The sequence below is a fragment of the Thiopseudomonas sp. SA1F2-1K genome, from assembly GCF_057443035.1.
Genome location: NZ_CM172014.1, coordinates 1,005,001 through 1,031,257, shown reverse-complemented (window position 1 = coordinate 1,031,257; position 26,257 = coordinate 1,005,001). Strand labels below are relative to the sequence as shown.

Below are 26,257 nucleotides of genomic sequence, written 5' to 3'. Positions count from 1 at the left end.
ATGTCTGAACAGATTTTGACCGTACGCCAACTTTACCAAGATGTGACTACCGAAGAAGGCAGTTTGAACATTCTGCAAAACATCTCATTTAGTCTTAATCAAGGCGATAGTTTAGCTATTACTGGCAGTTCTGGCTCAGGTAAATCAACCTTGTTGGGCTTATTGGCCGGCTTAGATACGCCAAGTCAAGGCTCGGTCAAGCTGGCTGGCCATCTGCTTGAAACACTGAATGAGGATCAGCGGGCAGCAGTTCGCGCAGCCCATGTGGGTTTTGTATTTCAAGCGTTTCAATTACTGGACACCTTGAGCGCATTAGAAAATGTGATGCTGCCACTGGAGCTAGCAGGGACAAATAATGCAGCGCAACAGGCCTTAGAACTTCTGCAACGAGTTGGATTAGCTCACCGTACTAAACACACCCCCCGCCAACTATCTGGTGGTGAACAGCAACGAGTTGCCATTGCTCGCGCTTTTGCCGCGCGCCCACAAATTTTATTTGCCGATGAGCCTACCGGTAATTTGGATAGCAAAACGGGGCAGCATATTAGTGATCTGATTTTCGCCTTAAACCAAGAGCAAGGCACGACTTTGGTCCTTGTTACCCATGATGAACAATTAGCCCAGCGCTGCCAGCAGCAGTTGCGCTTAGAAGCTGGCCAACAGGTAGCTTTGTGATGCCGCAATCCATCTTCTCAGTACTATTCTTAGCTCTACGGCAATTATTGCGTGAAACTAAAGCCGGCGAAGTTCGGGTGTTATTTTTTGCCCTCTTAATTGCGGTGGCTGTGAGCAGCGCAATTGGCCATTTTGCTGAGCGTCTACAAGGAGCGATGCAATCACGGGCTGGCGAGTTTTTAGCCGCTGACTTAGTGCTATCTGGTACGGTGCCAGCGACTGCCGCGCAAATTCAAACCGGTGTTGCCCATCAGTTACGCCATGCCTCAACTGTCGAGTTTGCTACCATGCTGGCCAGCGAAGAGGCGCTACAATTAGTCAGCGTTAAAGCGGCCAGTCAGCATTATCCGCTGCGCGGTGAGCTAGGCAGCAGCACTGAAGTGTATGGCAATGAAGTTAAAGGTGATGCGCCGCAAGCTGGTGAAATCTGGCTTGAGCCCAGACTATTTGCCGCCCTCAAGATCAGTGTCGGTGATCTAGTTGACTTAGGTGCTATTCAATTAAAAGCTACTCGAGCGCTGACCTATGAGCCCGATCGTGGTGCTAGTTTTGCTAACCTAACGCCGCGGGGTATCATGCACCTAGATGACTTAGCGGCCAGCCAAGTGGTTCAGCCGGGCAGTCGTGTGCGCTATCGGGAGTTATGGGCCGGAGATGAAACTAATTTAACTGCCTATAAGCAAGCCATTGCTCTAACCGCTCAGCAGCAGTTTGAAGACCTAAATGATGGTAATCAGCAAGTAGGCAATGCCTTGCTGCGCGCTGAGCGCTACCTAAACCTTGCTAGCCTGGCTGCCATTTTGTTGGCGGCTGTAGCCGTTGCCTTATCAGCTAATCATTTTGCCCAACGGCGCTTAGACCATGCGTCTTTACTGCGTTGTCTAGGCCTAAGTCGTGCACATACGCTGCTTTTTTTCTTATTCCAACTGCTGTTTTTAGGGCTGAGTGCTGGCGTTTTAGGGGCATTAATGGGGATAGCAATTCAGGCAGGATTATTTACCGCCCTCAGCCAACTGCTCAATACTCCCCTACCCGCACTTTCTGCTGCGCCTTCTATTACTGGCATGGGCACTGGGTTCATTACCCTATTTGGTTTTGCTTTACCACCACTGTTGGCCCTTGGTCGCGTACCGCCCATTCGGGTATTACGCCAATCTGCGATGCCACCTGCAGCTAGCCAGCTCTTTATTTATGGCTTAGCGTTATTCGCCTTAATGCTACTGATGTGGCGGCTTAGTTTAGATTGGAGTTTAACCCTAGCTTTATTAGGCGGTGGACTTGTGGCAGCGACAATGCTCGGTAGCTTAGTCTGGTTTAGCTTAGCGGGCTTGCGCCGGCTACTCGCTACACGACAACTGGCATGGCGCTTAGGTTTTGGCCAGTTATTACGAAAGCCACTTGCTGCAATTGGTCAAGTCTTGGCGTTTGGATTAATTTTGCTCTCCATGGCTTTGATTGCTCTATTACGCGGTGAGCTGCTGGATAGCTGGCAAGCCCAATTACCCAGCGATGCACCTAATATTTTTGCAATTAATATTTTGCCCCATGAGCAGCAGGCTTTTGCTGAACATATCCAACGTTTTGATCCTCGGCCAGCAACGCTGTTTCCTATGCTGCCTGCACGCTTAAGTCAGATTAACCAACAACCAGCCAGCGAGTTTGTGGCAGCAGGCTCACAAGGCATGCAGAGTCTGCAGCGTGACCTTAACGTGACCTGGACAGAACACCTCCCTAGCGCCAACGCGATAACCAGCGGCCAGTGGTGGCAAGCAAGCGCTCAGGGTGCAGAAATATCAGTCGAGCAAGAGTTTGCTAAGCGTTTAGGCCTAAGCCTAGGTGATCGCTTAACCTTTACCTTTGGCGCGGTTGAGAAAACAGCTACCATTACCAGCTTAAGATCGGTTGATTGGAACAGTATGCAACCTAATTTCTTTGTGATTTTTTCACCCGATAGCCTAAACCAGCTTCCCTTTACCTGGATGACCAGCTTTTATCTAGCCGCTGACGAGCAACAGGATTTGGCAGCACTAAATCAGCAGTTCCCAAGTGTTACTCTGCTGCAAGTGGACGCTATTATTGAACAACTCCGCAGTATTCTGGCGCAGGTCACACTAGCGGTAGAATTTATTTTACTGTTCGTTTTGGCTGCAGGCTTAACCGTGTTATTTGCCGGATTACAAAGCACCCTAGCCGAACGCACCCAACAAGCAGGCTTGCTCAGAGCCTTAGGTGCCGAGCGGGCTTTGCTAGTCAAAACGAGACGCTACGAATTTGCCTTAATTGGTTTTATCAGTGGCAGCTTAGCTTGGCTTGGCACCGAGCTCAGCAGCTGGGTGCTGTACCGTTATGCTTTTGATTTAACTTGGTCTCCGCATCCTTGGTTACTGTTAGTGCCGCTGTTAGGCGCGGTCGTGATTTTAACTGCCGGTAGTTTAGGAACCCGTAAAGTACTTAATACCAGCCCAATGCAAACCTTACGCCAGGGATAAATAAAGGGAATAGCCTAGTTTAAGCTGCTGACTCATGCCAAGCCGTTAGCGTTTGTTACTTAAAGAGCTTCTAGCGTTCCATCATTAAAACAGTCCGTCCTTATTCAACCCTCTAATCTTGAGCTACAAGGTTAACTACTATCGATGCTGAAGTTGAATTAGTTGCATCACCGTAACTAATTCAATCCCTGTGACTCGATGATGCGAGGTGTATATGTCATTTCAATACCAACGTTTAGATAAAGATAACGCTGCGGTTCTGCTAGTGGATCACCAAGCAGGCTTACTGTCTTTAGCCCGTGATTTTAATGCCGACGAATTTAAAAATAACGTTATGGCATTAGTGGATATTGCCAACTTTTTTGAATTACCGACTATTTTAACGACCAGCTTTGAGCAGGGCCCTAACGGCCCTTTAGTTCCAGAACTAAAGCGTGCCTTCCCAGATGCGCCTTACATTGCCCGCCCTGGTCAAATCAATGCCTGGGATAACGAAGACTTTGTTAAAGCAGTTGAAGCAACCGGTAAAAAACAACTGATTATTGCCGGTGTCGTCACTGAAGTCTGTGTGGCTTTCCCAGCACTTTCTGCCATTGAAGCAGGGTATGAAGTGTTTGTGGTCACCGATGCATCGGGCACCTTTAATAAAACCACCCGTGATGCCGCTTGGGATCGTATGTCAGCGGCTGGCATACAATTAATGAGCTGGTTTGGCGTAGGCTGTGAACTGCATCGCGATTGGCGTAATGACATTGAAGGCTTTGGTGGTATTTTGGCAGGCCATTTACCGGCCTATTCCAACTTAATTCAAAGCCGCGACGACACTTTACAGCACAATAGCTAATTACTGCTGTGCTAACTCAGCATCACAGTGGCTTGCCTACTGTGATGCTTTTTAGTGTACGCTCAATGACACAATCACCGCCTGTCAGGATTAAGGAGTAACCGATGAGTTCATCTATCCATATGACCCCAGAACAATACGCTGAATGTCGGCATCATAGTCAGATCACTCCGCCTTTAGCCTTAACCGCGCGGGAGGCTACGCTGGGCGAAGGAATGAAAATTCGCCGCTTATTACCCCACCGCCAGCAGCGCATGATCGGTGCTTGGTGTTTCTTTGATCACGCCGGTCCCGCTGATGTAAGTCAAGGCTCCGGGGTACGTGTTGGGCCACATCCTCATACAGGCTTGCAAACTTTTAGTTGGATGATCGAAGGCGAAATTTTGCATCGTGACAGTCTAGGGGTAAAACAATTGCTCACCCAAGGCCAAGTTAATCTGATGACTGCAGGACGTGGTATTTCTCACTCTGAAGAGTCCCCAGAGCAACGTTCGCCGCAATTACAACTGGCCCAGTTTTGGATAGCCCTACCAGATGAAAAACGCTTTATCGAGCCCGCATTTGAGCATTACCCAGAGCTACCTAAGGTTGCACTGGAACAAGCCCAGTTAACGTTACTGGTAGGGGAAATGTTCGGTCACGTTTCACCCGTTGCAGTGCATACTCCACTGCTCGGCGCTGATATTACGAGCCAAGCAGCAACCACCCTTAACTTGCCACTTAATCCAGCATTTGAGTATGGCATTGCGGTACTCACCGGCAGTGCCAGAGTAGAAGATCAGCAATTACAACCGGGCACTTTGCTGTATTTAGGAAAAGGTCGAAGCCAGATTGATTTAGCAGTGTTAGAGGCCAGTCAAATCATTCTAATTGGCGGTGAGCCCTTTACTGAAGAAATCATGCTGTACTGGAATTTTGTCGCACGTAATAAAACCGAAGTGTTAGAGTTTATCCAGCTTTGGAAAGAAACCGATCACTTCGGCCAAGTCGTTGGTTATGAGGGCAAGCCTTTAGCTGCACCAGACTTGCGTTAAGCAATCTAAGGCTATTGTTGCCGCCATTACTGGCAGGAATAGCCTTCTGGCATTTTAACTTTAAATGCCAGCTCTTGCCGCTGACTGAGATCGACATAGCCCAACGCTCGCTCGACCAAAAAGTCTTCAACTTTTTTATCTTTACAGTGGATGTTACTTGAGCTGGCAATAACGCTAAGTACTGTTTGCTGACTCGCAGGATCAATTCCAGTTAATTTAAATTCGGAATAGCGAGTGTAACCTACTCGCTCGGAAGTACCGACTGGGCCGTAAACTGGGCGAGCACTTTGGCTGCATGCACGCCCACCTTGCTCATCACTGTAACAGTGGCTGAAGTATTCAGTATGGGTATAACCATAATCCGTAGCCTGATAGCTATAGGCTTGCTGCTCTGTGCTAACACTCAGTCGGAAAATAAGCTGCACATTATCTACAGACTGCTGAGCGCTAGCGACCATTACCTGCTGAAAGCCAAGCTGCCGAAGACCGTCAGCCACTTTGGGTAAATAATAACGCGCTTTTAATGCTTCAGCCCCTTGACCCTCTGCTTGCACCAATACGGGTGCGGTGTAGTTAAATTGATACTGCGGATCAGGCAAACTATGCAGGCTTAAAGGCATTACTGTACTGCACCCCAATAAACTTAAGCTGCTAAGGCTAAACAAACCGTAAACACAACTTTTCATTACCCTACTCCCGCCCACTTCCTACACCCAACAGCTATGGTGCCCCCTCAGCGCCAGCAAGCAACGAATTAAGCGTAACGAATGCCAACAATATACCAATGCGCCTCACCACTAGGGGTACGCACGATAACTTCATCATCTAAGGTTTTACCTAAGCACGCCTTAGCCATAGGTGACTTAAGAGAAATATAGTTTTTTTCACCATACACCTCTTCATCCCCCACAATTCTAAAGGTCAAACTTTCTCCCTGATCGTTTTCTAGCTCGCACCAAGCACCAAAAAATACCTTACCTTCTTGCACGGGGTGGTACTCAATTCGTTCAGCCACCTCAAATAATTTAGTGAGATAGCGAATACGCCGATCAATTTCCCTTAATTTTCGCTTATTGTATTGATAATCGGCATTTTCTGAACGATCTCCTAAACTCGCCGCCCAAGAGACTATTTGGGTTATTTCAGGACGATGCTCACGTATTAGATAACTGAGTTCGTTTTTTAATTTATCGTAGCCTTCGGCAGTCAGTAATGTTCGATGCTTCAAGATGGCTAACCTCAAACCCTAGAATAGACAATAAAAAAAGCGCCTAGCTGTCTAGACGCTTGCCGACTAAACCAATTACTTAGCGTAAATGCTTTGCATGATGGTGCAAGTGATCTTCAATAAAGCTGGCAATAAAGTAATAGCTATGATCATAGCCTTCTTGCATACGCAGTTTAAGTGGATAGTCAGCTGCTTTTGCGATTTTAGCTAAAACTTCGGGTTTGAGTTGTTCAGTTAAAAAACTATCTGCAGTGCCTTGATCTACTAAGGTTGGCAGTTTTTCTTTGGCTTGAGCCATTAACTCACAGGCATCCCACGCCTTCCATGTTTGACGATCTTCGCCCAAATAGTGACTAAATGCTTTTTCACCCCAAGGACAATTGATTGGATTGCTAATTGGAGCAAAGGCCGAGATCGATTGATAACGTCCTGGGTTCCGCATCGCGCAAACTAACGCTCCATGCCCGCCCATCGAGTGGCCACTGATACCGCGCTTATCGGTTACCTTAAACTGCTGCTCAATTAGCGCTGGTAATTCCTGCACCACATAATCATGCATTTGGTAATGGGCCTGCCAGGGCTGCTCGGTTGCATTGAGATAAAAACCTGCACCTAAGCCAAAATCCCACGCCTTTTCAGGATCATCAGCCACCTGCTCACCGCGCGGACTGGTATCAGGCGCCACAATGATAATTCCCAGCTCAGCAGCGACGCGTTGCGCTCCGGCTTTTTGCATAAAGTTCTCATCGGTGCAGGTTAAGCCAGACAACCAGTATAAAACCGGGCAAGCTTCACCTTGCAGCGCTTGTGGCGGCAAGAATACTGCAAACTCCATAGAGCAATTAAGGCTGCTGGACTGATGACGGTAACGATGATGCTCGCCACCAAAGCAAAGGTTAGAGCTAAGTTTTTCTAAAGACATACTGTTCCCCCAAAACATTAACGCCTTACCTGGCTAAGAATGTGCTTTTAAAGCGCTGCTTAGTCACTTAACTCAGCAGCGCTTCATTTCTCAAACGAGCGAATTAAAAATGAATCACACTACGAATACTTTTACCTTCTTCCATTAATTTAAAGGCTTCATTAATTTCATCCAGCCCCATGGTATGGGTAATAAAGGTATCCAGAGGAATTTCGCCGTTCTGAGCTTTTTCTACGTAATTAGGCAACTCAGTGCGACCTTTTACACCACCAAACGCACTGCCACGCCAAACGCGGCCAGTCACTAGCTGGAATGGACGCGTACTGATTTCTTGGCCCGCACCCGCCACGCCAATAATGGTCGACTCACCCCACCCTTTATGGCAACACTCAAGGGCAGCGCGCATTAGTTGCACGTTACCGACACATTCAAATGAGTAGTCCACACCACCGTCAGTCATTTCTACAATCACTTCCTGAATCGGTTTGTCATAATCTTTTGGATTAACAAAATCGGTAGCACCTAACTCTTTGGCGATATCAAACTTACTTGGATTAATATCAATCGCAATAATCCGGCTAGCTTTATTCATTTTGGCGCCGATAATCGCCGCTAAACCAATACCGCCTAAGCCAAAGATCGCCACAGTAGCGCCGGCTTCAACTTTAGCGGTGTTAATCACAGCACCAATACCTGTGGTAACGCCGCAGCCCAATAAACAGACTTTCTCTAATGGCGCTTCTTTTGGCACTTTAGCTAATGAAATCTCAGGAACTACCGTGTACTCCGAGAAGGTTGAGGTGCCCATATAGTGGTAAATGGGCTCTCCCTTATAGGAAAAGCGCGTGGTGCCGTCCGGCATTAAGCCTTTACCTTGGGTTTCGCGTACGGCTTGGCATAAGTTAGTTTTACCGGACGTGCAATACTTACAGGTACGGCATTCAGCGGTATACAAAGGAATTACATGATCGCCTACCGCAAGTGACGTGACGCCCTCACCCACAGCTTCGACAATTCCGCCCCCTTCATGGCCTAAAATCGCAGGAAACACTCCCTCTGGGTCTTCTCCAGACAAGGTGTAAGCGTCAGTATGGCACACCCCAGAAGCGACAATTTTGACTAAGACTTCGCCTGCTTTAGGCATTTCCACATCCACTTCAACCACTTCTAGAGGTTGCTTTGGACCAAAGGCCACGGCCGCACGGGATTTAATCGTTTTCATCTTCACTCTCCGATACAGTCTGTTAATTACAGGCTTTTATTCACTACTTCATACACGTCAGGCGATAACTGCGCGGCCTGTTGAATGCGTTGTAACTGTTTTTTCATCGCACTGCGTTGCGGCTCAGCAAAGCGCTGCCAGCGCGTTAGCGGAGCAAGTATCCTAGCCGCCATTTGTGGGTTTAATCGATCTAATTGTAAAATTTGCTCAGCTAAGAAAGCATAACCACTGCCATCAGCTTGGTGAAAGTTCACTAAGGACTGATTGGCAAAAGCACCTATTACTGAACGCACTTTATTCGGATTTTTAATGCTAAATTTAGGGTGTTGCATCAAGGTTTTCACTCGCCCTAAACCACCCTTTAAAAAGCTACCCGCTTGCACACTAAACCATTGATCCATGACTTGCGCATCATCGGCAAACTCCCGCTCAAATGCCGCTAATGCTTGCTGTTTCTCATAGCATAGACTGGAGTTAACCAGGCAGGTTAACGCAGCGAAGCGCTCGGTCATATTATCGGCATGCTCAAACTGATCAACGCAGGCTAAAACAATTTCAGGTAACTCAGTGAGCATTAAATAACTAAGTGCTACGTTCTGCCAGCGGCGGCGCGCCACATGGTCAGCCTGGGCTGAATACTCCACTTCTTGTGAAATATGACGGGCCGACTGATAACGAGTCCACAGCACATCTTTTAACTGTACCGCTATTTGCAAGCGTAACGCCTCACGCGCTTGGTGAATGGCTTGCACGTCTGCTTGAGTGAACTGCTCAATCAGATAGCTTTCACTTGGCAAACTAAAAATTTCAGCTTTTAAAGCCACATCCAGGGTTGGATCTTGAGCAACGGCTCCCAACGCGTGAATAAAAACGCTAAGATCGGCTTTGGCATCAGCCATCAACGCTTTAATCGCCCTAACCGCTAATTGCTGTCCTGCCTCCCAACGATTAAAGCCATCACTATCATGCTTGAGCAAAAATACTAATTGTTCAGTGCTATAAGCAAAGATTAAATTTACCGGGGCAGAAAAATCGCGCAGCAATGAGGGCACCGGCGCGTCTGTTACCTTTATAAACTCAAATGTTTGTTCTGCTTCAGTAACGACCAATACTCGAGTACCAATGCTCGCCTGAGTCTCGCCTGCCAGCTGTAACGGTAAATCACGCCCCTTAGCATCTAAGAGTCCCACAGCTAAAGGAATCACCAGGGGCGCTTTATCAGGCTGCCCCGGAGTCGCTGGACAACTTTGTTTTACCTTAAGGCGATAAACCTGCTGCTGTGGATCATAGTGATCAGTCACGTTTAATACAGGCGTACCGGCTTGACTATACCAGCGCTTAAACTGGGTTAAATCTTGCCCGCTAGCATCTTGCATGGCGGCAATAAAGTCATCACAAGTAACAGCTTGCCCATCATGCCTTGCAAAATACAAATCCGAACCTTGACGGAAGGCTTGCTCACCCAACAAGGTATGAATCATCCGAACAACTTCAGCACCTTTTTCATAAATGGTTAAGGTATAGAAGTTGGAGATTTCTAGATATTCCTCTGGTCGCACTGGGTGCGCCATGGGACCCGCGTCTTCAGCAAATTGATGGGTACGCAGATAAGCTACATCTTCAATTCGCTTTACCGCTTTCGAGTTCATATCCGCGGAAAATTGCATATCACGAAAGACCGTAAAGCCTTCTTTTAGTGATAGTTGAAACCAATCACGACAGGTTACTCGGTTACCTGACCAGTTATGAAAGTATTCATGGGCCACAATGCTTTCAATTCGCTGATAAGTCGCATCAGTCGCGGTTTCGGGCTTAGCTAACACGCAACTGGAGTTAAAAATATTTAACCCTTTGTTTTCCATTGCGCCCATATTGAAATCATCCACGGCCACGATCATAAAAATATCTAAATCGTATTCACGCCCATACTTTTCTTCATCCCAGCGCATGGATTTTTTTAAGCTATCCATACCATGCTGGCATTTATCAATATTCTTTGGTTCGACATACAGCTGCAGTGTCACCTCACGACCACTGAGCGTAGTGAAGCGATCTTCAACGCACCATAAATCACCAGCGACTAAAGCAAATAAATACGCTGGTTTTTTAAATGGGTCTTCCCAGGTCGCCCAATGCCGTCCCTCCTCAGCTTGACCACTAGCAATTAAATTGCCATTTGAGAGTAAGACCGGATAACGGTTTTTATCCGCACTTAAGGTCGTGGTAAAGCGACTCATGACATCTGGACGATCAAGGTAATAGGTAATTTTACGGAAGCCTTCCGCCTCACACTGGGTGCAGAACATACCGCCGGACTTATATAAACCCTCAAGCGCGGTATTGTTTTGCGGCTCAATACGCACGGTACTGTCGATCACAAAGGCTTCACTATCAGGCTGCAAACTAAGCTGATAAGGGCTGAGCTGATACTCGTCGGCGCTGAGCTCACGATCATTCAGTGCCAGCCGCTGCAAACTGAGTTCCTGTCCGTCTAAATGTAACGGCGGTAAATTCGTGTCTAAAGCGGGGTTACGCTGCATTACCAGCTGCGCATGAACTAACGCGTACTCTTCGTATAACTCAAACGTAAGATGGGTTTCGTTAATTAAGTAATCAGGCTGCTGATAAGCACTTAAACGAATCATTTGCGGTTGTTCTGTACGCATAGGTTCCTCGTTGCGAAATAAGATAACAATCGTTTAGACACTCACAGACGCTTGCACGCTGAGTGCCGTTTGGTAAGCGGTATATTTACGCAAATTAATGACGCCAGTATCAAAAATTAAATACTGCCCTTTTAAACCCAGCAATGTACCTTCAGCCGCGGGTTGCTTATCTAAATTAAAACTACTGATCTTGCTCAGGTACTGCTCAACGGGATAGCTAATTTCTAACACAGTTGCGCTGTTAATCGGCTGAATGGCTTGGAGACCAAAGCGTTGTTGGAGTTCAGTCAGTGCTGGCTGACAAGTTTGGGTAATCTGATCGCGTATCTGCGGCAAATCTAAAGGTTCTGCTTCTGCCCGTAGCAAAGCACGCCAATTCGTGCGATCGGTGACTTGGCTGCGCAAAATATCTTCTACCAATCCCGATTGTTGGCGAGTCGCTACGCGAAAAATCGGCAAGGCTTGAGCAGCGCCCTGATCTAGCCAACGCGTCGGCACTTGGTTAGCTCGCGTAATACCTACTTTAACCCCAGTCGAATTAGCCAAGTACACAATGTGCTCGGTCATGCAAAACTGGCTAGCCCAAGTTTCATCACGGCAAGTGCCTTGATCAAAATGGCACTTTTCAGGGCTCATAATGCAGGTATCGCATTGCGGTAAAGCCTTAAAGCATGGCCAGCAATAACCTTGGGCAAAACTTTTTTTGGTTTTTCGCTGGCAGTGAATGCAATGAATCTCACCTAAATGCGTCAGTTTTAACTGCTTACCAATCAGCTCGTTCATCGCAATCGTTTGATTGCCTAAATTGAGCTGGTACTCTGCCACTGGATCACCAAGGGCAATGTGCATTTTATGCAACGTTCCACGGCTTAACTCTTGCATCAATGGAGCGTACCTGCAGCCGGTGCAAACAAGCTGTCATCTACTTCGGCTAGTTTTTTACTCTGTGAGGCACAGGCTTGTCCGCCCATATACCCAGTGCGTTGCTCTTCAGGTAAGTTTTTTTGCTCCCAGGCGATCATTGCCATCAAGCTAATTTCTTTTTGCTCTTGGGTTAGTTTACGGCCATCCGACCACTTGCCAATCTCCACTGCTAACTTTAACTCTTGATAGATTTCAGGAGTAATATTTTGAATCATCGCTAAAAAATTCTGCATAGATAATTACCGCACCTGTTGTTGTTTTGCTCGCCAGCCGCCGACTGCGCCAGCTAAGCATCCTACGATAAGCCCACTGACGTGCGCCGCATTGGCAATTGCCCCAAAACCGAGCCAAGTCACAATGCCGGTTAAGCATAACACTAACCAAGCTAACATCATGACGACCACGCCTTTAGGCAAACTAGTAAAGGCACTCGGCACTTGCCGCTGATACAACCAGCAATAGCCCAGTAAGGCATACAGCACGCCAGACAACCCACCAAATAAACTGGGTCCAGAAAAAAAATATTGCGCGTAGTTCGATAGTCCACCGGCAACTAGAGTTAATAGCAAGAGAAATAAGCCGCCATGCCGCAACTCAATACGTTTACCTAGCTCCCAAAACCACAGACTGTTCATTGCCAAGTGTAAAAAACCAAAGTGAATCAAAATCGGACTGATTAATCGCCACCACTGCCCGCTTTCTAAGCTAGCATTTAAGCTTGAAAAATATAGGTAAGGGGCTTGTACATAAAAGTCAGTAAAACTGAAATAGCTTAAGGTGTGAAAGTTCTCGCCCACTTGGGTGATTAATGCAACTAACGCCGTCAGTATTAAAACAGTCGTTGTCATAGGCGCACGTTTTAATTGGCCTAATACAGGACGAGTCAGCGATGAACGCTGATAGGTTTGGGTATGCGTCAACTCCCCGGCTTGCCACGCTTGGTACAAAGCCTCTACTTGCTGTTGCTGAGCCTGCAGTATCCATAGTTCTTGCTGCCCTGCATGCTCAATCACCCGATGCATAATCTGCTGCGCATTAAGTAAAGCCAGTAATGGGCTTAGATCTTGATCCAGTGGTAGCGCTAACGCTTTTACAAACTGCATACACCCTCTTTAGCTGATGCCAAGCATCCTAAAATTAAACCGCATTCACCCAAACAAACTTATTGGGTAGCAAGACGTCTTCTGCATCAAGTCGATAAGCGACTAACTTACCCCCATTGACTGCACTGTAATCTAAGCACGCCACATTAGGCCGAATCATCGTTGGATGCCCTTTACGCCAATAATGACCAACAAACAATATCGGCTGCAAACGATCATAGCGCATCAAAGATGCACGATAGCTCATAGGCAAAGGCTCATTGGCAATCGCCTCAGGTAGTGCATCCGGCTGAAACACTAAATCACCGTAAGTTTCAGGCTCTTGCTCCTCTTCCCAAAACTTGCTGCGAAAAAACGAGCGAATATAGCCATCACTACTGACTTGTGATGCGCCATGGGGTAACCGTAAATTAATGCCACGTAATAATCGGTTAAACACTTGATCAGCAAAACTGCCTTGAAAGGCTGCTTGCTGTAAAAACGTACGATCAATTCGTCCATCAGGATAACTGCTACGCAGCGTATCAATTAAAGGCTGATCCCATAAAGCATGAACTAAACGAAAACGCCCCGCATCAAGAAATAACGGTAAGCTATGAAACCAAGTGACAAAATCCTTCCAATCATAAGGATGGGCAACAAACTGCGTATGGGTTTCCGCCTGTAAACGGGCATGACGTTTAGTATGCTCTCGCACAAAAAGTTTACCGCTACCAGCTGGCGCTGGCGTATTCCACGCCAGTGCATAAAATTCATGATTGCCCATAATACAATGCGCCTGCCCTCGATCCACCATGTCATGGACTAGGTGCAAGGCTTCACGAATCTGTGGGCCACGGTCAATAATATCGCCTAGAAACAGCATTTGCCGCGTTGGATGCTGCCAAATGCCTTTAATTCGCCGATACCCCAGCTGCTCTAATAAACGCACTAAGGTAGCGGCACATCCATGGATGTCACCTACTACATCATAGCCACGAGCAGAATCTAACCACATTAGTCTTGCCCTTTACCTAATCGACTGCCCCAACCCAATTTATCGCGGCAGACTGCGTAGTAATTATGATCAAGGGGATGAATTAAGTTCAGTTTTTGTGGTTTACGCTGAATATGCAGCGTATCGCCTGGTGCACAGGTAACATGGTTTTGCCCATCACAAGACACCAAGGGGTAAATGGTTAAATCCGTTGACACCACCACTTTCAGTTCACTGTCTGCACTGACTACAATTGGGCGACTAGATAAGGTATGCGGATACATCGGTACCACCACGATGACATCTAGCTTAGGGTGCATAATCGGGCCGCCTGCAGACAAAGCATAAGCCGTAGAGCCAGTTGGCGTAGAAATAATGAGTCCATCGGCTTTTAAGCTGTACACAAACTGGCCATCAATAAATAGCTCAAACTCAATCATACGCGTTGATTTACCTGGATGCAGCACTACATCATTCAGCGCATCGGCTTGTCCAATTGGCTGACCATCACGGCGCACTTCGGTTTCCAGTAAAAAGCGCTGTTCGGTGGTATAACGCCCAGATAATACCTCGGCAATTTTTTCTTCCATTTCATCGGGCGCAATATCGGTCAAAAAACCTAAATTACCACGATTAATCCCGAGCACCGGCACTTTAGAGCGGGCCAAAGCCCGCGCTGCGCCAAGCATACTGCCATCACCACCAACGACAATGACTAAGTCACAGATTTCACCTAACATTTTTCGGGAGCAGGTTTGCAAATGATGACCGGGCAACAGCTCGGCAATGGTGTCTTCTAAAATCACATGCAAATGCCGACTGAGCAAATAGCGCTTGAGTCGACGAATAGTCTCCAGTACCTTCGCACTGCCCATGCGCCCAATAATGCCAATATTACGAAACTGTTCCATAAGGCTCCTGCCCAGCTCGAAGAAAAATAATGAATACTCAGCGGCTCACGCCAACCACTTAGTCAGCTTTCTTTTGAATCCAATATTCAAACTCTGAGTCTTGCACTTGTTGTGCCAACAACACATGCCCCAAAAATGTACAAAATTTAGGTATATCACGTTGGGTTGAAGGGTCAGTAGCAATGACGTGTAACACTTCACCCGCCTGCAATTGGCGCACACTATTATGCAGCATCATCACTGGCTCAGGACAAAACAAGCCTCGCGCGTCTAATTCGCTGGCAATCATTAGTTGCTGGGGATCCACTGCTTGTTGGTTATGATTCATACGGTACTCACTACATTATATTAATTCACGCGCCCAGCGGCTGGCTGACTACTCGCCATCGCCCGCAACTGATTCAACCGACGCCCGTCACGTTTGATGCCGTATATCTGTGACCACATCAGACTAAATAGTCAGCTTATGGTCTTTACCAAAACATTAGACCTCGGTAAGGTTAGCCTCATTCTATCCCTTCCTCTGCCTGTCTGCATCGGCAGAGCATTAATCTACAGCATGAAAGAAGAATGAACCATGACCGAACTTGTTGATTACTCCCTAGACAATGGCATTGCCACCCTAACCTTGCAAAACGGTAAAGTGAATGCCATCTCACCTGATGTAATTGCCTGCTTTAATCAGTGCTTAGATCAAGCAGAAAAAGACCGTGCCGTAGTGATCATCACTGGTAAAGAAGGTATTTTATCAGGCGGTTACGATCTTAAAGTAATGACTTCCGGCCCTGAGCACGCAGTAAACTTAGTCAGCCTAGGCTCCACCCTCTCAGCCCGTTTATTGGCCCATCCGTTTCCTGTCATTGTGGCCTGCTCTGGACATGCGGTAGCTAAAGGCGCTTTTTTACTGCTCAGTGCTGATTATCGCATTGGTGTCAGCGGTCCTTTCAATATTCAACTAAATGAAGTGCAAATTGGCATGACCATGCACCATGCCGGTATTGAGTTGGCGAAAAATCGCTTAACACCGGCTAGCTTTGAACGCTCGGTGATTAATGCCGAACCCTTTAGCCCAGAGCAAGCAGTCGCTGCAGGCTTTTTAGATCAGGTAGTCGCCCCTGAAGCACTGATGGCCACTGCAAAAGCCACAGCAGAAATGATGAAAAAGCTGAATATGAATGCACATAAAAACACTAAACTCAAAGTACGCAAGCAGCTTTTAGCAGATCTCGCCCAAGCGGTAGAGTTAGATAAAGCGCACTTAGGTTAATTCTAGCGCGTTTATTCTTATACAGTTATTCCGAAATAGAATAAGGAGCTAGATATTAGCTCCTTTACTGCATTTTGATCGTTACCTTAAGGTTGCTTAGTCGGCTGAGAGTAGCTTTCTCTTAGCAAATCAGCTACAAAGCTGTTTAGGAAACCATAGAGTCATTATGCAGAAAAGGAGACTGTTATGAGAATTTGCTTTCCTGCAGCCGCAGAGCGTTTAGGCTATTTGCTATTAACCTGTTTATTACTGCATGGCTGCTTGGCTGAAGCTGATTTCACACCCCCCTGAAACAGCTATCGAAGCGCAACTCACCCACCATCTTCCCGCCCTTACCGAACAACTCAGTACCACCACCTTGCAACCCCAGAGCGAGTTTGTCTTGCCTGAGGCTGAAGTAGCATACGCTGAAGAGGATGAAACCTTTGTCTTCTAACGGCTACCCCAGCTCAGATCACCGCCAAACGCTGGACTAAGCCAGTGCCGCCAATGCCGCTAGGTAATCTGGCTCTTCAGTAATTTCTGCTACTAACTCACTGTAAAGCACTTCGTTATCTTCATCGAGCACAATCACCGCCCGCGCACCTAAACCGGCTAACGGCCCTTCGGCAATATCAACTCCATAGGCTTGAAAAAAGTCTGGATCACGCATAGTGGATAACATCACCACTCGCTCTAAGCCTTCGGCGCCACAAAAGCGCGCTTGAGCAAAGGGTAAATCCGCTGAAATACACAAAATGCGGGTATTTTTTAACTCCGACGCTTTCTCATTAAACTTACGCACTGAAGTAGCACAGGTCGGTGTATCAATACTTGGAAAAATACTAATAATTTTACGCTGTCCATCTAGACTAGCAAGACTCACTTCCTCCAAATTAGAGCCGACCAAGCTAAAGCCTGGCGCGGTATCGCCTGGTCGTGGAAAGTTGCCATCAATGCGTACTGGGCTATTTTTAAATGTTACTTGAGACATACCACTCACCTTAAACAGTTATCGTTGATTGGAAGAAATACTATGGCTTTGATCCGCAAAATATTGGCGGGTTAATTGAATGACTAAAGGACTTAATAAGAGTAAAGCCAGCAAGTTTGGCAACGCCATTAATCCGTTCAGAGTATCGGCCAACAGCCAGACAAACTTCAGCTTAACTAAGGCGCCTATCGGCAACGCTAACACCATCAGCACGCGGTACGGAACTACCGCTTTAGTCCCAAGCAAATACTCCCAGCAGCGCTCACCGTAATAGCACCAACCTAAAATCGTGGTAAAAGCAAACACCACTAAGGCCAGTGTAAGAATATAGCCGCCAACTCCAGGCAAAGCACTTTCAAATGCCGCAGAAGACAGCACTGCACCACTCTCACCTGAACTCCAAACACCAGTACAAACAATGGCTAAGCCAGTCATGCTACATACAATTAAGGTATCAATAAAGGTTCCCATCATGCCAATTAAGCCAGAGCGCACAGGACTATTACTGGTGCCAGCGGCCTGGGCAATCCCCGCACTACCCAGCCCTGCTTCGTTAGAAAAGATCCCCCGAGCCACGCCCATTTGAATCGCCACAATCATTGCTGAACCAGCAAAACCACCTACGGCCGCATGACCATTAAAGGCTGACTCTACAATCAGCTTAAATGCCCCTGGAATTGCCGTATAATTAATCGCCAGCACCACCAAGGCGGCCATTACATAGGCTACACACATAAAGGGCACTAAAGTTTGAGCCACTCCCCCAATGCGCTTAATGCCACCCAGTACGACTAAGCCTACTGCAACCATTGCGATTAAACCGGTTATCCATAATGGCACCGCAAACACATTGGCTAAGGCATCGGCCATGCTGTTGACTTGCACCAGATTACCGATCCCAAAACTGGCTAAACCGCCAAATAAAGCAAAGGCTGCGCCTAACCAAGCCCAGCGCTGATGTAAACCATTTTTAATGGCATACATCGGCCCTCCAACAAACTCTCCTTGAGCATTTTTCTGCCGAAAATGTACGGCTAAGACCACTTCTGCATATTTTGTTGCCATGCCAACCAATGCTGTACACCACATCCAAAACAGCGCACCCGGCCCACCTAAGGCAATTGCTGTCGCCACTCCAGCAATGTTTCCCGTGCCCACCGTAGCGGCTAACGTCGTCATAAGTGCGGCAAAAGGACTGATATGTCCCAAGTGCGCCGCCCCTGTTTCACGGCCTCGCCATAGCTCTTTAAAGCCCAAACTGATCCTTAACAGCGGCATGCCTTTTAAACGCAGCATTAGATAAAACCCGGTACCCAACAAGGCAATCAGCATGGGAACACCCCAGACCAAGCCGTTAATCGTTGTTACCCACTCCGAAATCAATTCCATTAGTTGCACCCACTCATAAAGACAGCTCAGTAGTTTGCAGCAGGATTTTATCGGGTCAAGTTCTATCTGGTATTTTTTCTTCAGCTGTGCAGCAGCAAAACTGTCCGTTTTTTAGTAAGATCGCTCCTTTTCATGGACAATCTATTATGAATGCGCAAAAACGCTACGAAATTTTTAGTCGCTTTCGCGAAGATAATCCTAAGCCAGAAACCGAGCTTAACTACAGCAACCCTTTCGAGCTACTGATTGCCGTAATCTTATCGGCACAAGCCACCGATGTAGGTGTTAATAAAGCCACCGATAAGCTATTTCCCGTAGCTAACACCCCAGAAGCAATCTTTGCCTTAGGCTATGATGGGTTATGCGAATACGTCAAAACCATTGGCCTCTATCCAACCAAAGCCAAAAATATTATTAAAACTTGCCAAATACTGATCGAGCAGCACAACAGTCAAGTGCCGCAAACTCGGGCTGAACTAGAAGCGCTACCTGGCGTAGGCAGAAAAACGGCAAATGTGGTGCTTAATACCGCCTTTGGGCAAATCGCCATGGCTGTTGATACTCATATCTTTCGAGTAAGTAATCGCACCGGAATTGCACCGGGTAAAAACGTATTAGAGGTTGAAAAAAAACTTCTACGCTTGGTGCCTAAAGAGTTTTTACTAGATGCACACCATTGGTTAATCCTGCATGGCCGTTACGTTTGTCAGGCTAGGAAACCACGCTGCGGGAGCTGCCGGATTGAGGATCTATGCGAGTTCAAAGAGAAAACCTCTGATTAATTAATCTAATCTAATAAATTAATAGAACCGATAGATTTTTTCATATTTACCTAGATAAAAATAATAGATATAAGGTGCGCCAACGCCCGCCGTTAGGAGATAAATATGAGTGATGATATTGAGCTAGATGACGATTTTTTAGATGATGATGCAGATCCCGTAGTTGAAGAAGACACACCAGCAGAAACCAGTAAAAGCAGTCTAACCAGACGCCGAGTTATAGATAACTTACTTGAAGAAAGACGTCTACAAAAAGAACTTGCAGACTTTGATTTCGACTTTGACGATTAATCAACCTGAGTAGAATCACGCTATTAATCTGCTGCTAGCTAGGAAACTCGCCGTTATTGAGCCGAGTTTCCAGCCGTGCCTGAGTTAAAGCTCTATGCGAACACTTTTAGCAGACTTTTCTGCTTTAGCAACCGCTGATTCAATGCTCTCCGCTCTTGCTAAAGCAACGCCCATGCGTCGCTCGCCATCAACGTCTGGCTTACCAAATAAACGCAAGCTGGTATCTGGTTCAGATAAAGCCACGGTTAAGTTAGCAAAGCTCACTTCTTCAGAACAGCCGCTGGCTAAAATCACTGAAGAGGCGCTGGGGCCATGCTGGACAATATTGGGAATCGGTAAACCTAAAATAGCCCGCGCATGCAATGCAAACTCTGAGAGATCCTGCGAAATCAGCGTGACTAAACCTGTATCGTGGGGCCGTGGCGAGACTTCGCTAAACCATACTTCATCACCTTTCACAAATAGCTCGACACCAAATACCCCGCGTCCGCCTAAATCATCGGTAATGGTTTTAGCAATATATTTCGCTTGTTCAAGGGCAACTGTAGACATTGCTTGAGGCTGCCAAGACGACTGATAGTCACCATTTTCTTGACGATGCCCAATAGGTTCACAATATAAGGTGCCCTGCGCATGACGCACTGTGAGTAAAGTAATTTCATAGTCAAAGTCAATAAAGCCTTCAACAATGACACGCCCAGCTCCTGTACGCCCGCCTTCTTGTGAGTGCTGCCAAGCACTGGCTAAATCTGCAGCACTACGCAGTACGCTTTGACCTTTACCAGAAGAGCTCATTAACGGCTTAACCACACAAGGATAACCGAGTTTCTCTACGGCTAACTGATAGTCATCATAATCATCAGCAAAAAAATAGGGAGAAGTAGGTAACTCGAGTGTTTCTGCAGCTAAACGACGGATACCTTCCCGATCCATGGTGAGCTGAGCAGCACGCGCGGTAGGAATAACGGTGAAACCCTCATCCTCTAGCTGCTTAAGGGTCTCAGTCGCAATCGCCTCAATTTCTGGGACAATAAAATGCGGCTCCTCCTGCTCAATAATTGCGCGTAGCGCTTCACCATCAAGCATATCGACTACATAGCTACGATGCGCTACCTGCATGGCCGGCGCATTGGCATAACGATCAAGGGCAATGACTTCCACACCTAATCGCTGCAGTTCAATAGTTACTTCTTTACCTAGCTCACCTGAGCCACAGAGTAAAACTCGCGTTGCGCTATCAGATAGCGGCGTTCCTAAACAGGGCATACATTCCTCAACGTACCGTAAACATGGCAGTACAATACACCAAATAAAGCCTAGTTAGAAATAACCAATAAGTCAGTTGACTACTTTTGTGCCCGTTGCTTAATTCTTTCTAAAACGGCCAAACGCTGTTCGTTATTCATCTTCCCCCACTGGCTAATTTCCTGCCCAGAACGTAAACACCCCATACAAATATCATTAATATCTAAAGCACAAATACTGACACAAGGCGATTTCACTGGACGTTCTTTACTATTCATCTCAGCACTCATTTTAATCGGATTAAACTCTGTTGGTAGCGCTTAGCATTTTCCACATAATGGATAGCATTCAGTTTCAATTGAGTAACCTGCTGTTCAGTTAACTGCTTAACCACTTTACCCGGTGAACCAACCACCAAACTATTGTCTGGAATTTCTTTACCCTCAGCAATTAAAGTATTAGCACCAATGATGCAGTTTTTGCCGATGATCGCCCCATTTAAGATCACCGCATTAATTCCAATTAAACTCCCATCACCGACGCTACAGCCATGCAGCATTGCATTATGGCCGACTGTAACATGCTGACCTAAGGTCAAGGGATATCCCATATCGGTATGCATAACCGCGCCATCTTGGACATTACTGCCGACACCGATCTGGATTAACTCATTATCGCCACGCAACACCGCACCAAACCAAACACTACTGTCTTGTGCTAAACGCACCTTACCAATTACCACTGCTGTTTCAGCAACCCAAGCGCTAGGATCAATCTCAGGAGTATTCTCATTTAAAGCATAAAGCATTTTATTATTCTCTTTCTGTAAGTTGAGCAGGAGGGACCCGCAAATCAATATTGAGCCCATAAATCACATTGATCAGCTCAACGATCATGACTGCGGTTAGCCCCCAAATTTTGTAGCCTTGGAAAAAATAGCTTGGCACGTACCAACTTTCACCTAAGTAATCGATACGATGAGTGATACTACGAGGGTCATTGGCAAAAAAATCCAGCGGCACACTAAACACTGAAGCGATTTCAGCTTCATTGGCCTTATATTCTAAAAAACTAGGCACGATACCGACAATAGGCGTGACTTTCACCCCATGCAAAGAGACCAGTTGACTCATTGGCCCCACTACTTCGACAAGGCCTGGAGCCAAGCCGATTTCTTCTTCCGCTTCCCGTAGCGCGGTGTATATCAAGTCAGGATCTGTTGCATCTTGATGACCACCAGGAAAGGCTACCTCACCACTATGCGTAGACAAGCCACTCGCTCGCAAGGTCAGAATAATTTCAGGGGATTCTGTGCGAGTCATAGGCACTAGGACAGCTGCCTCCGCTCGAGCAGCAGCTGCTAGTTGTCTTGGCCGATGCGTTTTAACTTTATTTACCACTTGATCTAACATAGCCCACCTTTTTGTTTCATCATGCCATGCTTTACACGCTGAGAAAACTAAACTAATGAGTAAGCCGAACGCTTTAAAATATAGCAAATGAAAAGTTAACCTTAAAAACTAATAAATCCTAAGCAAAAAAAATCCCCTGTCGCGATGAGCGTACAGGGGATTTTTGTTTGGCGCTTGACGATGACCTACTCTCACATGGGGAAACCCCACACTACCATCGGCGATACATCGTTTCACTACTGAGTTCGGGAAGGGATCAGGTGGTTCCAACGCTCTATGGTCGTCAAGCAATTCTTTAGAAGTTCCGTTGTGGGCTGGGCAATTGTGCCTCGGCTTGGTCGTGCCTTCGAATTAGGTATGTAATAGTAGTTGATTCGGTGTTTTGAGTTCAACTAAATTTTCGTTGTTTTGGTATCAACCAGACCCAAATTGTTTGGGTGTTATATGGTCAAGCCTCACGGGCAATTAGTATTGGTTAGCTCAACGCCTCACAGCGCTTACACACCCAACCTATCAACGTCGTAGTCTTCGACGGCCCTTTAGGGGATTCAAGATCCCAGTGAGATCTCATCTTGAGGCACGCTTCCCGCTTAGATGCTTTCAGCGGTTATCGTTTCCGAACATAGCTACCCGGCAATGCCACTGGCGTGACAACCGGAACACCAGAGGTTCGTCCACTCCGGTCCTCTCGTACTAGGAGCAGCCCCTCTCAAATCTCAAACGTCCACGGCAGATAGGGACCGAACTGTCTCACGACGTTCTAAACCCAGCTCGCGTACCACTTTAAATGGCGAACAGCCATACCCTTGGGACCGGCTTCAGCCCCAGGATGTGATGAGCCGACATCGAGGTGCCAAACACCGCCGTCGATATGAACTCTTGGGCGGTATCAGCCTGTTATCCCCGGAGTACCTTTTATCCGTTGAGCGATGGCCCTTCCATACAGAACCACCGGATCACTAAGACCTACTTTCGTACCTGCTCGACTTGTTGGTCTCGCAGTTAAGCGCGCTTTTGCCTTTATACTCTTAGACCGATTTCCGACCGGCCCGAGCGCACCTTCGTACTCCTCCGTTACTCTTTAGGAGGAGACCGCCCCAGTCAAACTACCCACCATACACTGTCTTCGATCCGGCTTACGGACCTGAGTTAGAACCTCAAAGTTGCCAGGGTGGTATTTCAAGGATGGCTCCACTGCAACTGGCGTCACAGTTTCAAAGCCTCCCACCTATCCTACACAAACAACTTCAAAGTCCAGTGCAAAGCTATAGTAAAGGTTCACGGGGTCTTTCCGTCTTGCCGCGGATACACTGCATCTTCACAGCGATTTCAATTTCACTGAGTCTCGGGTGGAGACAGCGCCGCCATCGTTACGCCATTCGTGCAGGTCGGAACTTACCCGACAAGGAATTTCGCTACCTTAGGACCGTTATAGTTACGGCCGCCGTTTACCGGGGCTTCGATCAAGAGCTTCGCTTGCGCTAACCCCATCAATTAACCTTCCGGCACCGGGCAGGCGTCAGACCCTATACGTCCACTTTCGTGTTTGCAGAGTCCTGTGTTTTTAATAAACAGTCGCAGCGGCCTGGTATCTTCGACCAGCCAGAGCTTACGGAGCAAGTCCTTCACCCTAGCCGGCGCACCTTCTCCCGAAGTTACGGTGCCATTTTGCCTAGTTCCTTCACCCGAGTTCTCTCAAGCGCCTTGGTATTCTCTACCCGACCACCTGTGTCGGTTTGGGGTACGGTTCCTAACTATCTGAAGCTTAGAAGATTTTCTTGGAAGCATGGCATCAACCACTTCATCCTCATAAGAGGACTCGTCATCAGCTCTCGGCTTTAAGATCCCGGATTTGCCTAAGATCTCAGCCTACTGCCTTAAACACGGACAACCAACGCCGCGCTGGCCTAGCCTTCTCCGTCTCTCCATCGCAATAGTTAGAAGTACAGGAATATTAACCTGTTTCCCATCGATTACACTTCTCAGTCTCACCTTAGGGGCCGACTCACCCTGCGTCGATTAACGTGGCGCAGGAAACCTTGGTCTTTCGGCGTGGAAGTTTTTCACTCCCATTATCGTTACTCATGTCAGCATTCGCACTTCTGATACCTCCAGCAAGCTTCTCAACTCACCTTCACAGGCTTACAGAACGCTCCTCTACCGCACACTCAAAAGAGTGCACCCGTAGCTTCGGTGTATGGTTTGAGCCCCGTTACATCTTCCGCGCAGGCCGACTCGACTAGTGAGCTATTACGCTTTCTTTAAAGGGTGGCTGCTTCTAAGCCAACCTCCTAGCTGTCTAAGCCTTCCCACATCGTTTCCCACTTAACCATAACTTTGGGACCTTAGCTGACGGTCTGGGTTGTTTCCCTTTCCACGACGGACGTTAGCACCCGCCGTGTGTCTCCCATGCTCGCACTTGCTGGTATTCGGAGTTTGCATCGGGTTGGTAAGTCGAGATGACCCCCTAGCCGAAACAGTGCTCTACCCCCAGCAGTGATACATGAGGCGCTACCTAAATAGCTTTCGAGGAGAACCAGCTATCTCCGGACTTGATTAGCCTTTCACTCCGATCCACAGGTCATCCCCTAATTTTTCAACATTAGTGGGTTCGGTCCTCCAGTTAGTGTTACCCAACCTTCAACCTGCCCATGGATAGATCGTCCGGTTTCGGGTCTATACCCAGCGACTATTCGCCCTATTAAGACTCGCTTTCGCTACGCCTTCCCTATTCGGTTAAGCTTGCCACTGAATATAAGTCGCTGACCCATTATACAAAAGGTACGCAGTCACAGAACAAAGTCTGCTCCTACTGCTTGTACGCATACGGTTTCAGGTTCTATTTCACTCCCCTCTCCGGGGTTCTTTTCGCCTTTCCCTCACGGTACTGGTTCACTATCGGTCAGTCAGTAGTATTTAGCCTTGGAGGATGGTCCCCCCATATTCAGACAAAGTTTCTCGTGCTCCGTCCTACTCGATTTCACTTCTATAACGTTTTCGTATACAGGACTATCACCTACTATGGTCACGTTTCCCACCGTGTTTTACTAACGTTAAAGAAGCTTAAGGGCTGGTCCCCGTTCGCTCGCCACTACTAAGGGAATCTCAATTGATTTCTTTTCCTCCGGGTACTTAGATGTTTCAGTTCCCCGGGTTCGCCTCTTGCACCTATGTATTCAGTACAAGATACCTAACTTATGTTAGGTGGGTTTCCCCATTCAGAGATCTCCGGATCAAAGGTTATTTGCCACCTCCCCGAAGCTTATCGCAGGCTATCACGTCTTTCATCGCCTCTGACTGCCAAGGCATCCGCCGTATGCGCTTATTCACTTGACCATATAACCCCAAACAATCTGCTTCACAGCGATTATTCAAAGTCAGTCGTGAATGGTTTGATACTTTCGCCGAAAATTCGCTTGAACTCGCAAATTTTACCTTAGCCTAATCATTACCAGTGAAAGTAATGAATTAGTCTTTTTTACTTCTATCACATACCTAAATTTTTAAAGAACAGTTCTGATTAAAAAATCAGAAATCAATATTTCAATCAAGCAAAGAAATACTCATTTCTGATCTCTCGTCACAGTTACATGTAATGTATTGGTGGAGCCATGCGGGATCGAACCGCAGACCTCCTGCGTGCAAGGCAGGCGCTCTCCCAGCTGAGCTATGGCCCCAATACAACGTATTGAAGAACCGTTACCCCATCTGATAACTGACAGTATTTAAGCACTTATTAACAAGTACTTAGAACACTGAATTTTGTGTAAAGCAAGGCATTTTAGTGCGCCGCTTAGTAAACTAAGCAAGCAGTAAAATAACGACGATTTACGCAAAATTGGTGGGTCTGGGCAGAGTTGAACTGCCGACCTCACCCTTATCAGGGGTGCGCTCTAACCAACTG

The 26,257-nt window shown here is 47.1% G+C and carries 25 protein-coding genes, 2 tRNA genes and 2 rRNA genes (1 of these 29 cut by a window edge); 8 read left to right on the top strand and 21 right to left on the bottom strand.

Annotated features, from left to right (window positions below):
• The 4 genes from AC2T15_RS04935 (at position 1) to AC2T15_RS04920 (ending at position 5,042) form a co-directional block, all read left to right on the top strand.
• Positions 1–675: an ABC transporter ATP-binding protein gene (locus AC2T15_RS04935; RefSeq protein WP_373331684.1), complete on the top strand. Its 675-nt coding sequence runs from the start codon at positions 1–3 to the stop codon at positions 673–675.
• The gene (locus tag AC2T15_RS04930; RefSeq protein ID WP_486778885.1) at positions 675–3,164 is read left to right on the top strand and encodes an ABC transporter permease; all 2,490 of its coding nucleotides are present in this window, start codon (positions 675–677) and stop codon (positions 3,162–3,164) included. The genes AC2T15_RS04935 and AC2T15_RS04930 overlap by 1 nt, the downstream gene beginning before the upstream one ends.
• Positions 3,165–3,378: 214 nt before the next feature.
• Positions 3,379–4,008 carry an isochorismate family cysteine hydrolase YcaC gene (gene ycaC, locus AC2T15_RS04925; protein WP_486778884.1) on the top strand — a complete coding sequence of 210 codons (630 nt, stop codon included), beginning with the start codon at positions 3,379–3,381 and terminating at the stop codon, positions 4,006–4,008.
• Positions 4,009–4,112: 104 nt separating this feature from the next.
• Positions 4,113–5,042, top strand: coding sequence for a pirin family protein (locus tag AC2T15_RS04920; RefSeq protein ID WP_231692714.1), 930 nt, complete (start codon positions 4,113–4,115; stop codon positions 5,040–5,042).
• Positions 5,043–5,068: 26 nt separating this feature from the next.
• Here the strand turns inward: AC2T15_RS04920 and AC2T15_RS04915 are convergent, their stop codons facing one another.
• The 11 genes from AC2T15_RS04915 to tusA all read right to left on the bottom strand — a co-directional run bounded on the left by AC2T15_RS04915 (position 5,069) and on the right by tusA (position 15,322).
• Entirely contained in the window at positions 5,069–5,728 is a 660-nt protein-coding gene (locus tag AC2T15_RS04915; protein ID WP_053099442.1) for a hypothetical protein, read from the bottom strand.
• 68 nt (positions 5,729–5,796) lie between these two features.
• Positions 5,797–6,270 carry a transcription elongation factor GreB gene (gene greB, locus AC2T15_RS04910; protein ID WP_053099441.1) on the bottom strand — a complete coding sequence of 158 codons (474 nt, stop codon included), beginning with the start codon at positions 6,268–6,270 and terminating at the stop codon, positions 5,797–5,799.
• Positions 6,271–6,349: 79 nt separating this feature from the next.
• Entirely contained in the window at positions 6,350–7,192 is an 843-nt protein-coding gene (gene fghA / locus AC2T15_RS04905) for an S-formylglutathione hydrolase (RefSeq protein WP_486778883.1), read from the bottom strand.
• 103 nt (positions 7,193–7,295) lie between these two features.
• Positions 7,296–8,414 carry an S-(hydroxymethyl)glutathione dehydrogenase/class III alcohol dehydrogenase gene (locus AC2T15_RS04900; RefSeq protein ID WP_053099439.1) on the bottom strand — a complete coding sequence of 373 codons (1,119 nt, stop codon included), beginning with the start codon at positions 8,412–8,414 and terminating at the stop codon, positions 7,296–7,298.
• A gap of 26 nt (positions 8,415–8,440) precedes the next feature.
• Positions 8,441–11,080 carry an aminopeptidase N gene (gene pepN, locus AC2T15_RS04895; RefSeq protein ID WP_486778882.1) on the bottom strand — a complete coding sequence of 880 codons (2,640 nt, stop codon included), beginning with the start codon at positions 11,078–11,080 and terminating at the stop codon, positions 8,441–8,443.
• A 33-nt stretch (positions 11,081–11,113) separates the two neighbouring features.
• Positions 11,114–11,962 carry a DUF2797 domain-containing protein gene (locus AC2T15_RS04890; RefSeq protein WP_053099437.1) on the bottom strand — a complete coding sequence of 283 codons (849 nt, stop codon included), beginning with the start codon at positions 11,960–11,962 and terminating at the stop codon, positions 11,114–11,116.
• Complete coding sequence (locus tag AC2T15_RS04885; RefSeq protein WP_053099436.1) at positions 11,962–12,237, bottom strand: YeaC family protein; 276 nt, start codon at positions 12,235–12,237, stop codon at positions 11,962–11,964. The genes AC2T15_RS04890 and AC2T15_RS04885 overlap by 1 nt, the downstream gene beginning before the upstream one ends.
• A 6-nt stretch (positions 12,238–12,243) precedes the next feature.
• Positions 12,244–13,107 (bottom strand): rhomboid family intramembrane serine protease, encoded by an 864-nt coding sequence (locus tag AC2T15_RS04880; protein ID WP_486778881.1) that lies wholly within the window; start codon positions 13,105–13,107, stop codon positions 12,244–12,246.
• Positions 13,108–13,141: 34 nt separating this feature from the next.
• Positions 13,142–14,104 carry a metallophosphoesterase gene (locus AC2T15_RS04875; RefSeq protein ID WP_486778880.1) on the bottom strand — a complete coding sequence of 321 codons (963 nt, stop codon included), beginning with the start codon at positions 14,102–14,104 and terminating at the stop codon, positions 13,142–13,144.
• Positions 14,104–14,994 (bottom strand): NAD(+) kinase, encoded by an 891-nt coding sequence (locus AC2T15_RS04870; protein WP_053099433.1) that lies wholly within the window; start codon positions 14,992–14,994, stop codon positions 14,104–14,106. The genes AC2T15_RS04875 and AC2T15_RS04870 overlap by 1 nt, the downstream gene beginning before the upstream one ends.
• A gap of 58 nt (positions 14,995–15,052) precedes the next feature.
• Positions 15,053–15,322, bottom strand: coding sequence for a sulfurtransferase TusA (tusA, locus tag AC2T15_RS04865; protein ID WP_053099432.1), 270 nt, complete (start codon positions 15,320–15,322; stop codon positions 15,053–15,055).
• 249 nt (positions 15,323–15,571) lie between these two features.
• Here tusA and AC2T15_RS04860 point away from each other — a divergent pair, with 249 nt between their 5' ends.
• Positions 15,572–16,261 carry a crotonase/enoyl-CoA hydratase family protein gene (locus AC2T15_RS04860; protein ID WP_486778879.1) on the top strand — a complete coding sequence of 230 codons (690 nt, stop codon included), beginning with the start codon at positions 15,572–15,574 and terminating at the stop codon, positions 16,259–16,261.
• Positions 16,262–16,514: 253 nt separating this feature from the next.
• Positions 16,515–16,697 (top strand): hypothetical protein, encoded by a 183-nt coding sequence (locus tag AC2T15_RS04855; protein ID WP_486778878.1) that lies wholly within the window; start codon positions 16,515–16,517, stop codon positions 16,695–16,697.
• A 36-nt stretch (positions 16,698–16,733) separates the two neighbouring features.
• Here the strand turns inward: AC2T15_RS04855 and tpx are convergent, their stop codons facing one another.
• Both tpx and AC2T15_RS04845 read right to left on the bottom strand, forming a co-directional pair.
• Complete coding sequence (tpx, locus tag AC2T15_RS04850) at positions 16,734–17,234, bottom strand: thiol peroxidase (protein WP_053099429.1); 501 nt, start codon at positions 17,232–17,234, stop codon at positions 16,734–16,736.
• A gap of 18 nt (positions 17,235–17,252) precedes the next feature.
• The gene (locus AC2T15_RS04845; protein WP_486778877.1) at positions 17,253–18,623 is read right to left on the bottom strand and encodes an alanine/glycine:cation symporter family protein; all 1,371 of its coding nucleotides are present in this window, start codon (positions 18,621–18,623) and stop codon (positions 17,253–17,255) included.
• Between the two features lie 146 nt (positions 18,624–18,769).
• On the opposite strand from AC2T15_RS04845, the gene nth reads away from it, so the two are divergent.
• Positions 18,770–19,405 (top strand): endonuclease III, encoded by a 636-nt coding sequence (gene nth, locus AC2T15_RS04840; RefSeq protein WP_053099427.1) that lies wholly within the window; start codon positions 18,770–18,772, stop codon positions 19,403–19,405.
• Between the two features lie 105 nt (positions 19,406–19,510).
• The gene (locus AC2T15_RS04835; protein WP_486778876.1) at positions 19,511–19,696 is read left to right on the top strand and encodes a PA3496 family putative envelope integrity protein; all 186 of its coding nucleotides are present in this window, start codon (positions 19,511–19,513) and stop codon (positions 19,694–19,696) included.
• An 84-nt stretch (positions 19,697–19,780) separates the two neighbouring features.
• On the opposite strand, the gene purT is transcribed toward AC2T15_RS04835, so the two are convergent.
• The 8 genes from purT to AC2T15_RS04795 form a co-directional block, all read right to left on the bottom strand.
• Positions 19,781–20,962: a formate-dependent phosphoribosylglycinamide formyltransferase gene (purT, locus tag AC2T15_RS04830; RefSeq protein ID WP_486778875.1), complete on the bottom strand. Its 1,182-nt coding sequence runs from the start codon at positions 20,960–20,962 to the stop codon at positions 19,781–19,783.
• Positions 20,963–21,042: 80 nt separating this feature from the next.
• Positions 21,043–21,219, bottom strand: coding sequence for a DUF1289 domain-containing protein (locus tag AC2T15_RS04825; RefSeq protein WP_486778874.1), 177 nt, complete (start codon positions 21,217–21,219; stop codon positions 21,043–21,045).
• 8 nt (positions 21,220–21,227) lie between these two features.
• Entirely contained in the window at positions 21,228–21,749 is a 522-nt protein-coding gene (locus tag AC2T15_RS04820) for a gamma carbonic anhydrase family protein (protein ID WP_053099423.1), read from the bottom strand.
• Between the two features lie 4 nt (positions 21,750–21,753).
• Positions 21,754–22,353, bottom strand: a complete 600-nt coding sequence (locus tag AC2T15_RS04815) for a CoA pyrophosphatase (protein ID WP_053099422.1) — start codon at positions 22,351–22,353, stop codon at positions 21,754–21,756.
• A gap of 172 nt (positions 22,354–22,525) precedes the next feature.
• Positions 22,526–22,641 (bottom strand): 5S ribosomal RNA (gene rrf, locus AC2T15_RS04810).
• A gap of 156 nt (positions 22,642–22,797) precedes the next feature.
• Positions 22,798–25,689 (bottom strand): 23S ribosomal RNA (locus AC2T15_RS04805).
• A gap of 265 nt (positions 25,690–25,954) precedes the next feature.
• Positions 25,955–26,030: transfer RNA gene (locus AC2T15_RS04800), tRNA-Ala, on the bottom strand.
• Positions 26,031–26,192: 162 nt separating this feature from the next.
• Positions 26,193–26,257: transfer RNA gene (locus AC2T15_RS04795), tRNA-Ile, on the bottom strand (it continues 12 nt past the right edge of the window).

Excerpts from the sequence above, each read along its gene's own strand:
- AC2T15_RS04935 (WP_373331684.1), top strand. The coding sequence starts at position 1 with ATGTCTGAACAGATTTTGACCGTACGCCAACTTTACCAAGATGTGACT.
- AC2T15_RS04930 (WP_486778885.1), top strand. The coding sequence starts at position 675 with ATGCCGCAATCCATCTTCTCAGTACTATTCTTAGCTCTACGGCAATTA.
- ycaC (WP_486778884.1), top strand. The coding sequence starts at position 3,379 with ATGTCATTTCAATACCAACGTTTAGATAAAGATAACGCTGCGGTTCTG.
- AC2T15_RS04920 (WP_231692714.1), top strand. The coding sequence starts at position 4,113 with ATGAGTTCATCTATCCATATGACCCCAGAACAATACGCTGAATGTCGG.
- AC2T15_RS04915 (WP_053099442.1), bottom strand. The coding sequence starts at position 5,728 with ATGAAAAGTTGTGTTTACGGTTTGTTTAGCCTTAGCAGCTTAAGTTTA.
- fghA (WP_486778883.1), bottom strand. The coding sequence starts at position 7,192 with ATGTCTTTAGAAAAACTTAGCTCTAACCTTTGCTTTGGTGGCGAGCAT.
- AC2T15_RS04900 (WP_053099439.1), bottom strand. The coding sequence starts at position 8,414 with ATGAAAACGATTAAATCCCGTGCGGCCGTGGCCTTTGGTCCAAAGCAA.
- pepN (WP_486778882.1), bottom strand. The coding sequence starts at position 11,080 with ATGCGTACAGAACAACCGCAAATGATTCGTTTAAGTGCTTATCAGCAG.
- AC2T15_RS04890 (WP_053099437.1), bottom strand. The coding sequence starts at position 11,962 with ATGCAAGAGTTAAGCCGTGGAACGTTGCATAAAATGCACATTGCCCTT.
- AC2T15_RS04885 (WP_053099436.1), bottom strand. The coding sequence starts at position 12,237 with ATGCAGAATTTTTTAGCGATGATTCAAAATATTACTCCTGAAATCTAT.
- AC2T15_RS04880 (WP_486778881.1), bottom strand. The coding sequence starts at position 13,107 with ATGCAGTTTGTAAAAGCGTTAGCGCTACCACTGGATCAAGATCTAAGC.
- AC2T15_RS04875 (WP_486778880.1), bottom strand. The coding sequence starts at position 14,104 with ATGTGGTTAGATTCTGCTCGTGGCTATGATGTAGTAGGTGACATCCAT.
- AC2T15_RS04870 (WP_053099433.1), bottom strand. The coding sequence starts at position 14,994 with ATGGAACAGTTTCGTAATATTGGCATTATTGGGCGCATGGGCAGTGCG.
- tusA (WP_053099432.1), bottom strand. The coding sequence starts at position 15,322 with ATGAATCATAACCAACAAGCAGTGGATCCCCAGCAACTAATGATTGCC.
- AC2T15_RS04860 (WP_486778879.1), top strand. The coding sequence starts at position 15,572 with ATGACCGAACTTGTTGATTACTCCCTAGACAATGGCATTGCCACCCTA.
- AC2T15_RS04855 (WP_486778878.1), top strand. The coding sequence starts at position 16,515 with ATGGCTGCTTGGCTGAAGCTGATTTCACACCCCCCTGAAACAGCTATC.
- tpx (WP_053099429.1), bottom strand. The coding sequence starts at position 17,234 with ATGTCTCAAGTAACATTTAAAAATAGCCCAGTACGCATTGATGGCAAC.
- AC2T15_RS04845 (WP_486778877.1), bottom strand. The coding sequence starts at position 18,623 with ATGGAATTGATTTCGGAGTGGGTAACAACGATTAACGGCTTGGTCTGG.
- nth (WP_053099427.1), top strand. The coding sequence starts at position 18,770 with ATGAATGCGCAAAAACGCTACGAAATTTTTAGTCGCTTTCGCGAAGAT.
- AC2T15_RS04835 (WP_486778876.1), top strand. The coding sequence starts at position 19,511 with ATGAGTGATGATATTGAGCTAGATGACGATTTTTTAGATGATGATGCA.
- purT (WP_486778875.1), bottom strand. The coding sequence starts at position 20,962 with ATGCCCTGTTTAGGAACGCCGCTATCTGATAGCGCAACGCGAGTTTTA.
- AC2T15_RS04825 (WP_486778874.1), bottom strand. The coding sequence starts at position 21,219 with ATGAATAGTAAAGAACGTCCAGTGAAATCGCCTTGTGTCAGTATTTGT.
- AC2T15_RS04820 (WP_053099423.1), bottom strand. The coding sequence starts at position 21,749 with ATGCTTTATGCTTTAAATGAGAATACTCCTGAGATTGATCCTAGCGCT.
- AC2T15_RS04815 (WP_053099422.1), bottom strand. The coding sequence starts at position 22,353 with ATGTTAGATCAAGTGGTAAATAAAGTTAAAACGCATCGGCCAAGACAA.